The organism is Pseudomonas sp. NFACC14, from assembly GCF_900106885.1.
Taxonomy (GTDB): domain Bacteria; phylum Pseudomonadota; class Gammaproteobacteria; order Pseudomonadales; family Pseudomonadaceae; genus Aquipseudomonas; species Aquipseudomonas fluorescens_AA.
This window is the reverse complement of record NZ_FNOA01000001.1, coordinates 578,793-592,783: the sequence shown is the minus strand read 5'-3', so window position 1 is coordinate 592,783 and position 13,991 is coordinate 578,793. Positions and strand designations below refer to the sequence as shown.

12 protein-coding genes are annotated in these 13,991 nt (G+C 63.3%); 5 read left to right on the top strand and 7 right to left on the bottom strand.

The annotated features are described in order from the left end of the window. Positions 1-295: 295 nt before the first annotated feature. Positions 296-2,044 (top strand): putative bifunctional diguanylate cyclase/phosphodiesterase, encoded by a 1,749-nt coding sequence (locus tag BLU85_RS02840; protein WP_092197409.1) that lies wholly within the window; start codon positions 296-298, stop codon positions 2,042-2,044. On the opposite strand, the gene BLU85_RS02835 is transcribed toward BLU85_RS02840, so the two are convergent. Then, positions 1,990-2,760, bottom strand: coding sequence for a substrate-binding periplasmic protein (locus BLU85_RS02835; RefSeq protein WP_092197407.1), 771 nt, complete (start codon positions 2,758-2,760; stop codon positions 1,990-1,992). The genes BLU85_RS02840 and BLU85_RS02835 overlap by 55 nt on opposite strands. Before the next feature lie 142 nt (positions 2,761-2,902). Between BLU85_RS02835 and dnaX the strand changes: the two genes are divergently transcribed. The 4 genes from dnaX to recR all read left to right on the top strand — a co-directional run bounded on the left by dnaX (position 2,903) and on the right by recR (position 7,355). Then, on the top strand, positions 2,903-4,960 hold the full coding sequence (gene dnaX / locus BLU85_RS02830) for a DNA polymerase III subunit gamma/tau (protein WP_092197405.1): 2,058 nt from the start codon (positions 2,903-2,905) through the stop codon (positions 4,958-4,960). A gap of 64 nt (positions 4,961-5,024) precedes the next feature. After that, positions 5,025-5,363 (top strand): YbaB/EbfC family nucleoid-associated protein, encoded by a 339-nt coding sequence (locus tag BLU85_RS02825; RefSeq protein WP_003183512.1) that lies wholly within the window; start codon positions 5,025-5,027, stop codon positions 5,361-5,363. Between the two features lie 288 nt (positions 5,364-5,651). Next, positions 5,652-6,686 (top strand): NADP-dependent oxidoreductase, encoded by a 1,035-nt coding sequence (locus BLU85_RS02820; RefSeq protein WP_092197403.1) that lies wholly within the window; start codon positions 5,652-5,654, stop codon positions 6,684-6,686. A 66-nt stretch (positions 6,687-6,752) separates the two neighbouring features. Then, positions 6,753-7,355, top strand: a complete 603-nt coding sequence (recR, locus tag BLU85_RS02815; RefSeq protein ID WP_060743061.1) for a recombination mediator RecR — start codon at positions 6,753-6,755, stop codon at positions 7,353-7,355. Between the two features lie 126 nt (positions 7,356-7,481). On the opposite strand, the gene BLU85_RS02810 is transcribed toward recR, so the two are convergent. The 6 genes from BLU85_RS02810 to BLU85_RS02785 form a co-directional block, all read right to left on the bottom strand. Then, entirely contained in the window at positions 7,482-8,030 is a 549-nt protein-coding gene (locus BLU85_RS02810; protein WP_092197401.1) for an adenine phosphoribosyltransferase, read from the bottom strand. Between the two features lie 76 nt (positions 8,031-8,106). Continuing rightward, the gene (fnr, locus tag BLU85_RS02805) at positions 8,107-8,841 is read right to left on the bottom strand and encodes a fumarate/nitrate reduction transcriptional regulator Fnr (RefSeq protein ID WP_092197399.1); all 735 of its coding nucleotides are present in this window, start codon (positions 8,839-8,841) and stop codon (positions 8,107-8,109) included. 94 nt (positions 8,842-8,935) lie between these two features. Then, a complete protein-coding gene (hemN, locus tag BLU85_RS02800) occupies positions 8,936-10,318 on the bottom strand; it encodes an oxygen-independent coproporphyrinogen III oxidase (RefSeq protein ID WP_092197397.1) in 1,383 nt (460 codons plus the stop codon). Positions 10,319-10,538: 220 nt separating this feature from the next. Then, a complete protein-coding gene (locus BLU85_RS02795) occupies positions 10,539-11,222 on the bottom strand; it encodes a sulfite exporter TauE/SafE family protein (RefSeq protein ID WP_060738435.1) in 684 nt (227 codons plus the stop codon). Continuing rightward, a complete protein-coding gene (ccoS, locus tag BLU85_RS02790; RefSeq protein WP_060738434.1) occupies positions 11,215-11,433 on the bottom strand; it encodes a cbb3-type cytochrome oxidase assembly protein CcoS in 219 nt (72 codons plus the stop codon). Before ccoS ends, BLU85_RS02795 begins: the two co-directional genes overlap by 8 nt. Before the next feature lie 24 nt (positions 11,434-11,457). Next, positions 11,458-13,908 carry a heavy metal translocating P-type ATPase gene (locus tag BLU85_RS02785; RefSeq protein WP_092197395.1) on the bottom strand — a complete coding sequence of 817 codons (2,451 nt, stop codon included), beginning with the start codon at positions 13,906-13,908 and terminating at the stop codon, positions 11,458-11,460. Positions 13,909-13,991: the final 83 nt, after the last annotated feature.

The following is a 13,991-nucleotide window of genomic DNA, read 5'->3' as shown; positions in this document are numbered from 1 at the left end:
CGCATTAGGCAACCGCGTGATCCATCACCTTGCTTTGCAAAATGTGATGTGTTTCGTAGAATCGGCCTTTGGCACGGGTATTTGGTGACCTGCTTTTCGAAGCCGAGGTGTGTGCAGGGGCCGGGCCTTGTGTTCTTGCCACGATACAAGGCAAGGGCTGAAGCTCCCCCTTGGCATCGCCAGGGCCCGCGCTCCAGCTTCTCTCAGAGTGTTTGAGCCTAGTTGATTTTCGCCTGTCTTGAAGGCGGTGCAACCGCGCGCGACAAATGAGCCTGACTCATGGATGACTGCTTCGATGGATAAGAAGTACCGCAGGGCCGTTGACGCCGCCGCGATTTTTTCCGAGACCGATCTGAGCGGGCGCATCACCTACGTCAACGATCAATTTTGCAGTCTTTTCGGTTACCGGCGCGATGAATTGCTGGGCGCGAATCATCGTCTGCTCAATTCCGGCCAGCACCCTGGCGAGTTCTTCAGCGCCATGTGGCGCACCATTGCCCTGGGCCAGGTCTGGAAAGGGGAAATCTGCAATCGGGCCAAGGACGGTACGCTGCACTGGGTCGACACCACCCTGGTGCCGGTGATCGACGACCAGACTGGCCAGATCGAGCGTTACCTGGCGATTCGCTTCGACGTCAGCGAAAAGCGTCGGCTGCTGCATTCGTTGCAATGGCGGGTCGGTCACGATGTGCTGACCGGTCTGCCCAATCGTACTTATCTGTCGGATCTGCTGGACCAGGCCCTGGAGTTTTCCCGCGCGGAAAACCTGCCCCTGGCGGTGTGCATGCTCGACCTCGATGGCTTCAAGGCGGTCAATGACGGTTATGGTCACGCCAGCGGTGATCGACTGTTGGTGGAGGTCGCCAGGCGCCTGCGCAGCATTGTGCGTGGCGAGGATGTGGTGGCGCGGCTGGGCGGGGACGAGTTCGTGCTGGTGTTGCGCCATGTACGTGGGATGGAAGAGCTGCATGCGGCGTTGAACCGGGTGTTGATCGCCGTCTCGATGCCGTATGCCATTGATGGCAAGGACATCAAGGTTTTCGCCAGTATTGGCGTCACGTTGTTCCCGTGGGACAACGAAGACGCCGAGACCTTGCTGCGTCACGCCGACCAGGCGATGTACGTGGTCAAGCAAAGCGGTCGCAATCGTTTCCACTTGTTCGATGTGTCCCGGGACAAGGAGGTGCGGGCCACTTACCAGACGGTCGAGCGGGTCCGCCAGGCACTGGCCGATAACGAACTGCGGCTGCATTTCCAGCCCAAGGTCAATATGCGTCATGGCACCGTGGTCGGCCTGGAGGCGCTGCTGCGCTGGAAGCATCCGCAACGTGGTCTGGTGCCGCCTCGGGAATTCTTGCCCTTGGTGGAGGAGACTGACCTGATCGTCGAGATCGGCGAATGGGTCATGGAACAGGTCTTGACCCAGTTGCAACAATGGCAGCAAGCGGGGCAGGGCTGGCCGGTGAGCATCAATATCTCGGCGCGGCATTTCCAGCGGGCGGATTTTGTCGAGCGGCTGCGACAGGTGCTGGAGCGGCATTCGGCGGTGCCGCCACGGCTGTTGGATCTGCAGATTGTCGAGTCCGTCGCCGTGGAAAACCTGGCCCACGTCAGCGCCTGTCTCCAGGCATGCCAGGCGCTGGGCGTGGGTTTTTCCCTGGGCGGTTTCGGTACCGGCTACTGCTCGCTCAACGACCTCAAGCACCTGCGCACGCAAACCATCAAGATCGACAAGACCTTCGTGCGCGACATTCTCGATGACCGCGACGACCTGGCGCTGACCGAAGCGGTGATCGGCCTGGCTCGGGCGTTTGGCCGCGAGGTGGTCGCCGAAGGGCTGGACAGCCTGGAGCATGGCCAACTGCTGCTGAGCCTGGGCTGCGAGGTGGCACAAGGTTATTTCATCGCCCGGCCCATGCCGCCCGAACAGATACCTGGCTGGGTGCAGGGGTTCGTCCCGCCGTCGCAATGGCGACAGCGGCCAGGCGATCAGGGCGAGGGCGCCTCGCTTTCGGCCCGCGATGCTTCACTGCGGCCGGTGTAGAGTTGGATGATCGCGTCGATTTCTCCGGACATCTTCATGTTCAGCAATGTCCTCAGAATGCGTTGTGCGGGAATGTTCGGATCGTCGCGCACGTAACAGCTCAACAGTTGTTCCTGCAGGACAGCCACCTCATGGAGTTGGCGATCAGCGATATGACGTTGATTGAACCAGTCCAGCGCCCATTGGTTGCTGATCCCGTAGCGATAACGCCCGGCCAGCAGTTTCGCCAGCACTTGTTCCTGGCTGCGGGCATCGTCGCGACGCAGTTGACCGGCGTCGAACAAGGGTTGCAAGGTCGGGTAGCTATAGCCGAGCACTGTGCCGATGGGTTGGGGCGACAGCGTTGTTGGCGTTACCGTCGCTGATGCGCTTGCCGTGGCGACGAGCAGGTCACGATGGAAAAACAACGGGATGCTCCACAGGTAATCGCTATTGTCCTTCACCCAGCCAGGGCTGACATAGCAACGCATGTCGATCTCGCCGTGTAGCATGGCACCGTCGAGCCGGGCGCGGGAGAGGACGTGGAATTGCGCCGGCTTTCCTATCTGGGTCGCCAGGCTGGTCATGATGTCGGGAATGATGCCCTGGGTCGGGCGGCCTCGTTCGATCTGCACCATGGGCATCGACCAGCCGTCGGTAATGGCGAAACGCAGGGGGCCTTCCTCGGCAAGACAACCGGTACTCAACAACAGCAAAGCCCCCATGGCTGAGCGCATAAACTCTCCTGACTGTGTAAAAACCGTGTCGACAACGAGCCCCTGGCCTAGCTTAGTCACATTAGACGAGCGCACCGGATGCAATTTCGCCCCTGCTCCGCTAGCATTAGCCGCTTATGTTCCTTCGTTGCGACGGTTTTCGATGAGTTATCAGGTTCTTGCACGTAAATGGCGTCCGCGCTCGTTCCGCGAAATGGTCGGCCAGACCCATGTGCTCAAGGCTCTGATCAATGCCTTGGACAGCCAGCGGCTGCACCACGCCTACCTGTTCACCGGTACCCGGGGCGTGGGCAAGACCACCATCGCGCGGATCATTGCCAAGTGCCTGAACTGTGAAACCGGTATCACTTCGACACCTTGTGGCGAGTGTTCGGTCTGCCGGGAAATCGACGAGGGCCGCTTCGTCGACCTGATCGAGATCGACGCCGCCAGCCGCACCAAGGTCGAAGACACCCGTGAACTGCTCGATAACGTGCAGTACGCCCCGAGCCGTGGGCGCTTCAAGGTCTACCTGATCGACGAAGTGCACATGCTCTCCAGCCATTCCTTCAATGCGCTGCTCAAGACCCTCGAAGAACCGCCGCCCTACGTCAAGTTCATCCTGGCGACCACCGACCCGCAGAAACTTCCTGCAACGATTCTGTCGCGGTGCTTGCAGTTCTCCCTGAAAAACATGACGCCGGAACGGGTGGTCGAGCACCTGACCCACGTATTGAGCGTCGAGAACGTGCCATTCGAAGACGATGCGTTGTGGCTGCTGGGTCGCGCCGCCGATGGTTCGATGCGCGATGCCATGAGCCTGACCGACCAGGCCATCGCTTTCGGTGAAGGCAAGGTCATGGCCGCCGATGTCCGAGCCATGCTCGGCACCCTCGATCACGGCCAGGTCTATGACGTCCTGCATGCGCTGATCGAAGGCGATGCCAAGGCGCTGCTCGAGGCGGTGCGTCACCTGGCCGAGCAGGGCCCGGACTGGAATGGCGTACTTTCGGAAATCCTCAACGTGCTGCACCGTGTAGCCATTGCCCAGGCCCTGCCCGAAGGCGTCGACAACGGCCATGGCGACCGTGATCGCGTACTGGCCCTGGCCCAGGCACTGCCGGCCGAAGACGTGCAGTTCTATTACCAGATGGGCCTGATCGGCCGTCGTGACCTGCCCCTGGCGCCGGATCCGCGAGGCGGCTTCGAAATGGTCCTGCTGCGAATGCTGGCGTTCCGGCCAGCCGACACGGCGGACGCCCCGAGGCAAACGCTAAAGCCAGTGGGGATCAGCCAGGCCACAGCTGATTCCGCCAAGCCAGTGGCTGCCGCGCCCGTCGTTGCGCCGGCAGTGGCTCCGGCAGCGGTGGCACCTGTAGCCCAGCCGGTGCCGGCGCCTGTTGTCGCGACGCCCGAGCCGGTCGTCGAGGCGCTGCCCGAGCCCGTCGCCGAAGAAGTCGTCGACCTGCCTTGGAACGATCCGGTCGAGCCGCAAGTGGTCCAGCAGCCGGTCGTCGAGCCCGTCTTGGAAACCGTCGCCGAGCAGCCCGAGTTGCCGCCGATGCCCCTGCCGACGCCCGACAGCGTGGTGCCCGATGCGCCGGAATGGGTCGCCGCGCCCGTGCCCGAGCCGACGGTGGCCGACGTCGATATCGCCACGCCGGGCATCGACCCGGACGACGAGCCGCCGCTGGATGAGGATTACATCGAGCCGGACATGGATTCGGCGTACAGCTATCTGGACGACCTGGCCAGCGAGCACGCCGCTGAGCCGGCCCCGGAGCCCGAGCCGGAACCGGCGGCGATGCCGGCCACCGGGCTGGCCCTGCAATGGCTGGAACTGTTCCCTAAACTGCCGATCAGCGGCATGACCGGCAGCATCGCGGCCAACTGCACGCTGATGGCCGTGGAAGGCGACCACTGGCTGCTGCACCTGGACCCGGCACACAGCGCACTGTTCAACGCGACCCAGCAACGTCGCCTCAACGATGCACTGAACCAGTACCACGAGCGCACCCTGACGCTGACCATCGAGCTGATCAAGCCCGAGCAGGAGACCCCGGCCCAGGCCGCGTCCCGCCGCCGTGCCGACCGTCAGCGCGAAGCCGAGGAGTCGATCCACGGTGATCCATTCATCCAGCAGATGATGCAACAGTTCGGCGCCGTGGTCCGTCACGATACTATCGAACCTGTCGAGGCCCCGGTCACCCAGGGCTCATAACTGAAGGCGCCGGGCCGAACGGGCCGGGCGTGTTGTTTATCCAAGTACTTTCGAGGTGATTCCCATGATGAAAGGTGGCATGGCCGGCCTGATGAAGCAGGCGCAGCAGATGCAGGAAAAAATGGCCAAGATGCAGGAAGAACTGGCCAACGCCGAAGTCACCGGCAAATCCGGTGGCGACATGGTGACCGTGGTCATGACCGGTCGTCACGACATCAAGCGTGTCAGCATCGACCCAAGCGTGGTCGAAGGCCTGAGCGAAGACGACAAGGAAATGCTCGAAGCCCTCTTTGCCGCCGCCGTCAATGACGCGGTGCGCAAGATCGAAGCCAACAGCCAGGACAAGATGTCCGGCATGACCGCTGGCATGCAACTGCCACCGGGCATGAAACTGCCGTTCTGATTCGCCATCCCGGTCGGGATGGGCTACACACAATGCCAGGCATCGCGCCTGGCATTTTTATTTCCGGCCCAGATACGGCGTTGGATGTTCGGCCGCTATCGCGAGCAAGCTCGCTCCCACACTGGATTGAAGTGTTCGTCAATTGTGAGGTTCGTCGCAGGTCCTATGTGGGAGCGAGCTTGCTCGCGATGCGACCCCTGCGGTCCAACCGAACAAACATCGAACGCCACCCCCATGGCCATGGTCTGCTCCCTATACGTGCCACTCAACGATCAAGGAGACGCTTCCATGTCACAAGCATCGACCACCAGCCAGCGCATCGTCCTGGCCTCTCGCCCTCATGGCGCCCCGACCCCGGAGAATTTCCGCCTGGAGCAGGTGACCCTGCCGGACCTGGCACAAGGGCAGATCCTGCTCAAGACGCTGTTTCTGTCCCTGGACCCCTACATGCGGGGGCGCATGAGCGATGCACCTTCCTACGCCGCGCCGGTGGAAATCGACGAGGTGATGACCGGCGGCGCTGTCAGCCGCGTGGAGCGTTCGATGCACCCGAAATTCCAGGAGGGTGATCTGGTGGTGGGCGCCACGGGGTGGCAGAGCCACAGCATCAGCGATGGGCGCAACGTGATGCCCATCCCCTCCGGGCTGCCCAGCCCGTCGATGGCCTTGGGGGTGCTGGGCATGCCGGGCATGACCGCTTACATGGGGCTGGTGGACATTGGCCAGCCCAAGGCCGGGGAAACCCTGGTGGTCGCGGCCGCCTCGGGTGCCGTGGGCTCGGTGGTCGGCCAGGTGGCGAAGATCAAGGGCCTGCGTGTCGTCGGGGTCGCTGGCGGCAGCGAGAAATGCAAGTACGTGGTCGATGAGCTGGGCTTCGATGCCTGTGTCGATCACAAGAGCGCGAATTTTGCCGAGGAACTGGCGCGGGCCTGTGACAAGGGTATCGATATCTATTACGAAAACGTCGGCGGCAAGGTCTTCGATGCCGTCGTGCCGTTGCTCAACGCCAAGGCGAGGATCCCGCTCTGTGGCCTGATCGCCTCCTACAACGATCATCAAGCACCGAGCGGCCCGGATCGCCTGCCGCAGCTGCAGCGCACCTTGCTGACCAAGCGCGTGCGGATCCAGGGGTTTATCGTGTTTGACGACTATGGTGACCGCCAGCCGGAGTTCATCAGTGCCATGGCCCCTTGGGTGCGCGATGGCAAGGTCAAGTTCCGTGAGGACGTGGTCGATGGCCTGGAAAATGCGCCACAGGCGTTTATCGGCCTGTTGGAAGGGCGCAACTTCGGCAAGTTGGTGGTGCGGGTCGCGCAGGATTGAGTATTTGACGCTAACCGGAGGCGCGGGTATAAACCGCGTCTCGTTGTTATGTCGGACATTTCCTCCATGAGCTTCAGCCCTTTGATTCGCCAACTGATCGATGCCCTGCGAACGTTGCCGGGTGTGGGTCAGAAAACTGCCCAGCGCATGGCGTTGCAATTGCTCGAGCGTGATCGCAGCGGCGGTTCACGCCTGGCCCAGGCCCTGAGCCAGGCCATGGAAGGCGTAGGGCATTGCCGTTTATGCCGCACCCTCACCGAGGATGACCTCTGCCCGCAATGTGCCGACCCGCGTCGGGACGACACCTTGCTCTGCGTAGTAGAGGGGCCGATGGATGTGTATGCGGTGGAGCAGACCGGTTTTCGTGGCCGTTATTTCGTGCTCAAGGGCCATTTGTCCCCGCTCGACGGCTTGGGGCCTGAAGCCATCGGCATTCCACAGTTGATCGCGCGGATCGAAGAAGCGGGCACGTTCACGGAAGTCATCCTCGCCACCAACCCGACGGTCGAAGGCGAAGCCACTGCCCATTACATCGCCCAGCTGCTGAACAACAAGGGCCTGGTCGCCTCCCGCATCGCCCACGGCGTGCCACTGGGAGGGGAGCTTGAATTGGTGGATGGCGGGACGCTGGCGCATTCGTTTGCGGGGCGTAAGCCGATCGCGTTATAACCGCTACCCCATACCCTGTGGGAGCGAGCTTGCTCGCGATAGCGGTGGATCAGTCAACATCCATGCGACTGATAAACCGCCATCGCGAGCAAGCTCGCTTCCACAGGTTCGATGGTTGCCTGCCCTTTATTTTTCGCTGAGGGAGAACTGCGTCAGGCAGAACGTCGGGATCCCCATGTCTTCCAGGCGCTGGGAGCCGAGCAGTTCCGGCAAGTCAATGATCGCTGCGGCCTCGTGGACCTTGGCGCCCATGCGGCGGATCAGGTTGGCGGCGGCGATCAGCGTGCCACCGGTGGCGATCAGGTCATCGAACATCACCACCGAATCCCCCTCGCACAGGCTGTCGGCATGCACTTCAAGGAAGGCTTCGCCGTATTCGGTCTGGTATCCCTCGGCCAGTACGTCGGCCGGCAGCTTGCCTTGCTTGCGGAACAAGACCAGCGGTTTGTTCAACTGATAGGCCAGGATCGAACCGATCAGGAAACCGCGCGCATCCATCGCGCCAATGTGCGTGAACTCGGCCTCGACATAGCGGTGGGCGAAACTGTCCATGACCAGGCGCAGGGCGGTCGGGGATTGGAACAGCGGGGTAATGTCGCGAAAGATCACGCCGGGCTTGGGGAAATCGGTCACGGGGCGGATCAGGGATTTGATGTCGAAGGAGTCAAAGACCATCGTGGAGGTGTCCTGGCAGGGCTGCAAACGCGGCAGTATAGCGCGGCGGGGCAAATCCCTCAGCCGCACTCGTCCATCAGCCCTCGATCGAGCCGCCGGCCAGGGCGCAGAGCTGGATCGGGTCGAGGATGTGAATTTCCTTGCCTTCGGCGGCAATCAATTCGTTCTGCTGGAAACGGGTGAACACCCGGGACACGGTTTCCACCGCCAGGCCCAGGTAATTGCCGATTTCGTTGCGCGACATGCTCAGGCGGAACTGGTTGGCCGAGAACCCGCGGGCGCGGAAGCGTGCCGAGAGGTTGACCAGGAACGTGGCGATGCGCTCGTCGGCGGTTTTTTTCGAGAGCAGCAGCATCATCTGCTGATCGTCACGGATTTCCCGGCTCATGACCCGCATCAACTGGCGACGCAGTTGCGGCAACTGTATGGCCAGCTCGTCCAGGCGGTCGAAGGGGATTTCGCACACCGAGGTGGTTTCCAGCGCCTGGGCCGAGACGGGATGGCTCTCGGTGTCCATGCCGGACAGGCCCACCAGTTCGCTGGGCAGGTGGAAACCGGTGAGCTGCTCTTCACCGCCATCGCTCAGGTTAAAGGTTTTCAAGGCGCCCGAGCGCACCGCGTAGACGGAATCGAAGGTGTCACCCTGGCGGAACAGGAATTCACCTTTTTTCAACGGACGGCCCCGTTTAACGATTTCGTCCAGCGCCTCCATGTCCTCCAGATTCAATGAAAGTGGCAGGCACAGGGGAGCCAGGCTGCAATCCTTGCAGTGGGCCTGGTTGTGGGCGCGCAGTTTGACTGGCTCGGACATTTCTTCAATCCTTGTGGGAAAACACACATAGGCCGTAAGGGTACCCCAGCGTAGGCACTCCGGCCAGTGCGGTTTCGTCGTCAAATTGTCGCGCTCAGATAACCCGAGAGAAGCGCTGCCGGTTGTGCTGCTCCAGATAGGCATCGAAGACCATGCACACGGATCGCACCAGCAGGCGCCCGGCGGGCAGGACTTTGATGTGCGTGTTGTCGAGTTCGATCAGACCGTCCTTGGCCATGGCCTGCAACTGCGGCCATAGCGGCGCAAAATATCCGCCAAAATCGATGTTGAAGGTTTGCTCGATCTCGGCGAAGACCAGGTTGAAATGACAAATCAATTGCTGGATCACCGCACGCCGCAGTCGGTCGTCGGCGTTGCATAGCCAGCCGCGACTGGTCGCCAGTTGCCCGTCGGCGAGGGTGTTCTGGTAATGATTCAGGTCGCTGCTGTTCTGGCAGTACAGGTCGCCGATCTGGCTGATGGCCGATACGCCAAGGCCGATCAGGTCGCAATGGCCATGGGTGGTGTAGCCTTGGAAGTTGCGCTGCAACGTGGCCTCTTCCTGGGCGATGGCCAACTCGTCGTCGGGCAGGGCGAAGTGGTCCATGCCGACGTAGCGGTAGCCGGCGGCGGTCAGTTGTTCGATGGTGCCCTGCAGCATCGCCAGTTTCTGCTCCGGGTTCGGCAAGTCCTGGCTGTTGATGCGCCGCTGGGGCATGAAGCGTTCCGGCAAGTGGGCGTAATTGAACACCGAGAGCCGGTCCGGTTGCAGGCGGATGACCTCCTCGACGGTGCGGGCGAAGTTGTCTGGAGTCTGCTTGGGCAGTCCGTAGATCAGGTCAATGTTGATCGAACGGAATTGCAAGGTTCGGGCCGCCTCGACCACCGCGCGGGTTTCTTCCAGGCTTTGCGGGCGATTGACGGCACGCTGCACCGCCGGGTCAAGGTCTTGCAGGCCGATGCTGACCCGATTGAACCCCAGTTCACGTAATAGCCCCATGGTCGACCAGTCGGCCTCCCGGGGATCGATCTCGATGCCGTAGTCGCCGGAGTCGTCGTCCAGCAGGTTGAGGTGCTTGCGCAGCGTGGCCATCAGTTGGCGCAGTTCGTCGTGGCTGAGGAATGTCGGGGTGCCGCCGCCAAAGTGCAACTGTTCCACGGGCTGGGCAGAGTCCAGGTGGCAGCCGATCAGCTGGATTTCCTGTTCCAGGCGTTGCAGATAGGCGTGGGCGCGGCCACGGTCCTTGGTGATGACCTTGTTGCAGGCGCAGTAGTAGCAGATGTTCGCGCAGAACGGCACGTGCACATACACCGACAGTGGCCGCCGCGCCTTGCGGCTGTCACGCAGGGCATGGAGCAGGTCGAAGGTGCCCACCTGGCCGCCGAACTGCGCCGCAGTCGGGTACGAGGTGTAGCGTGGTCCCGCCAGGTCGTAGTGGCGGATCAGGTCTGAGTCCCAACGGATGGCGTCGAGCATGCGGGTGTTCCCCGGGTAGGCTGGCATGGGGCGAGTCTAGGGGGGTAGGCGCGGGGTGGTCTTGATTTGCGTCAACAGGCTCGCTGCGCAGAAGGGTGTGCAAGGCTTTTGAAGACGATACATGACCTGTGGGAGCCGAGCTTGCTCGCGATGACGGCGGCACAGCCAGTGCGGATGTCAGCTGACACACCGCCATCGCGAGCAAGCTCGGCTCCCACATTCAGTGGCCCATGAGCCAATGCTGATGCGGCCCCGGCAGTGTCCAAATCCCGAAAACAATCACCAACAGCCCGCCGGCCATGCGCACGCTGCGTTTGCGCAGCAGGGCGGTGATGCGCTCGGCGGCCAGGCCAGTGGCGAGCAGCACCGGCCAGGTGCCCAAGCCGAAGGCAAGCATCAGCAGGGCGCTGTCCAGGGCATTGCCCTGGCTGGCGGACCATAGCAGGGTGCTGTAGACCAGCCCGCACGGCAGCCAGCCCCACAGGGCACCGAGCAGCAAGGCCCGGGGCAGGCTCGACACCGGCAGCAAGCGGTTGGCGACGGGTTGGATGTGCCGCCACAAGCCACGCCCCACGCTTTCGATGCGGGTCAGGCCGCTCCACCAACCCGCCAGGTACAGGCCCATGGCAATCAACAGCAAGCCGGCCAGCACCCGCATGATCATCGCTGCTGGACTGTTGGACACGGCCCAACCGGCCAGGCCGATCAGCAGCCCGGCGGTGGCATAGCTCAGGATTCGCCCCAGGTTGTACGCCAGCAGCAACCGAAAGCGGCGGCTGCGCTGGTCCTTGGGAATCGCCAGGGTCAGGGCGCCCATCAGGCCGCCGCACATGCCCAGGCAATGACCGCCGCCCAGCAGGCCAAGGATAACGGCCGAAACCAGCAGTGGCGCCAGGTCAAGCATGGGGTGGGGCCTTGTCGTCCGCCTTGCGGACTTCGCCACTGGCTTCGTCCACCGCCGCCTTGTGGTTCGGGTCCTGATCGTCGAACAGGATGCTATGGGCCGGACCGTCGAGGTCGTCGTACTGTCCGCTGTCCACGGCCCAGAAGAAAATGTACACGGCGATGGCCACGATCAGCAGCGCGGCCGGGATCATCACGTAAAGAGCTGGCATGTCGGAACTCCATGCCCGCGCGGCTCAGGCCGGCAGCGGGCGGGTATCGGGCGTGGCGGTGAAAACCTGCGCCTTGGGCTGACGCGTCAGCCTCAGGGCATTCAACACCACGGTCAACGAACTGATGGACATGCCGACCGCGGCCCACACCGGTGTAATCCAGCCGAGGGCGGCGAACGGCAACATGAGGCCATTGTACAGCCCTGCCCACACCAGGTTCTCGACGATCACCCGGCGAGTGCGCCGGGCCAGGTCGAAGGCGTGGATCAGGGCGTCGAGGCGGTTGGACAGCAGCACGGCGTCGGCGCTGGTCTTGGCCAGGTCGGTGGCCGAGCCCATGGCGACACTGATGTCCGCCGCCGCCAGCACGGGCACGTCGTTCACGCCATCGCCGAGCATCAGCACCTTGCGGCCCTGTTGGTGCAATTGCTGCAACACCGCCAGTTTGTCGTCCGGGCGCAGGCCGCCCCGGGCCTCGTCGATGCCCAGTTCGGCGGCGACGCTGGCAACCATCGGCGAACTGTCGCCCGACAGCAGCAGCGTACGCCAGCCCCGCGCCTTGCAGGCTGCCAGCAGGGCCGGGGCGTCGGCGCGCAAGCGGTCATCGAGGACGAACCAGGCCAGCGGCCCGAGCTCATCGCCTAGCAACAGCCATTGCCCGGCTTCGTCCGGCATCTGCGGTAGGGCCGCGCCACTCAGTTCGCAGACAAAACCGGGCTGGCCGATGCGCAAGCGTTGTTCGGCCACGAGGCCTTCCAGTCCCAGTCCCGGGGTGCTTTGTACCTGCTCGGCGGCCATTGGTGCGCGGCCAAAAGCACGGGCGATGGGGTGTTCCGAGCGGTTTTCCAGGGCCGCGGCCAAGCCCAGGCAGTGATCGCTGTCGAGGGCCGCCAGTGGTCGAATGGCGCGCAACGCCAGGCGGCCTTCGGTGAGGGTGCCGGTCTTGTCGAAAATGACCGTGTCGATCTGGTTCAGGCCCTCCAGTACATGGCCGCGCGTCAGCAGCAGGCCAAGTTTGTGCAAGGTGCCGGTGGCTGCGGTGAGGGCGGTCGGCGTGGCGAGGGACAATGCGCAGGGGCAAGTGGCGACCAGCATCGCCAGGACGATCCAGAAGGCCCGCGACGCATCCAGTTGCCACCACAACAGGCCGATGGCCGCCGCCGCGACCAGGGAGAACAGCAGGAACCACTGGGCCGCGCGATCGGCGATCTCCGCCAATCGCGGCTTCTCGGCCTGGGCCCGCTCCAGCAGGCGAACGATGGCCGACAACCGGGTGTCTTGCCCGAGGGCCAGCACCTCGACGGTCAAGGCGCCTTCGACGTTCAGCGTGCCTGCGGTGACCGCATCGCCCGCCTGCCGAGGTTGGGGCAGGTATTCACCGGTCAGCAGGGATTCGTCGATGCTGGACTGCCCCTCGAGGATTCTGCCGTCAGCCGGCAGGACCGCCCCGGGATGCACCAGCACCCGGTCACCGGTGCGCAATTCGCTGAGCAGGATGCGTTCGCTCTGGCCATCATCCGCCAGGCGCAGGCACGAGGCCGGTAACAGATTGACCAGTTGGGCGGTGGCGGCGGCCGTGCGCTCCCGGGCCCGGCGCTCCAGGTAGCGGCCGGCCAGCAGGAAAAGGGCGAACATGCCCACGGCATCGAAGTACAACTCGCCAACGCCAGTGATCGACGTCCAGATCCCGGCGATGTAGGCGCTGCCAATGGCCAGGGACACCGAAACGTCCATGGTCAGGTGGCGGGTGCGCAGGTCGCGCATGGCGCCTTTGAAGAATGGCGCGCAGCTGTAGAACACGATGGGCGTGGTGAGAAACAAGGCGACCCAGCGCAGGATGGTGTGCATCTCGGGGCTCAGGTCGATGTTGAATTCCGGCCAGGTGGCCATCGTCGCCATCATCGCCTGGAACCACAACAGGCCAGCCACGCCCAGCTGGCGCAGGGCCAGGCGGTTTTGTGCGGCGAGTTGCTCGCACGCCTGGTCGGCCTGGTACGGGTGGGCGACGTAGCCGATCTGGCGCAACTCGGCGAGCAGCGTGCTCAGCGGCAACTGGGCGTCGGCCCAGCGCACATGCAGGCGGTGATTGGACAGGTTCAACCGCGCTTCGGCCACGGCCGGCAGGCTGCGCAGCTGTTTTTCGATCAACCAGCCGCAGGCGGCGCAACTGATGCCTTCCATCAACAGGGTGGTTTCGGCCAATTCGCCCTCATGGCGCACGAACGACTGTTGCACGTCAGGGCGATCGTACAGCGCCAGTTCATCGATCAACTGGACGGGCAGGGTCTCGGGATTGGCCGACGCTTCACTGCGATGCAGGTAATAGCTTTCCAGGCCACCGGCGACAATGGCCTCGGCCACCGCCTGGCAGCCCGGGCAGCACAGCTCGCGGGTTTCACCGAGGACAACGGCGGTGAAGCGACTGCCGGGAGGGACGGGCAGGGCGCAGTGGTAGCAGGGCTGGGGAGTGGTCATGGTTGTCGCATGAAGGCCTGGCATGATGGGCTTGCAAGAGGTACACGGACTGTAGGAGCTGCCGAAGGCTGCGATCTTTCCCT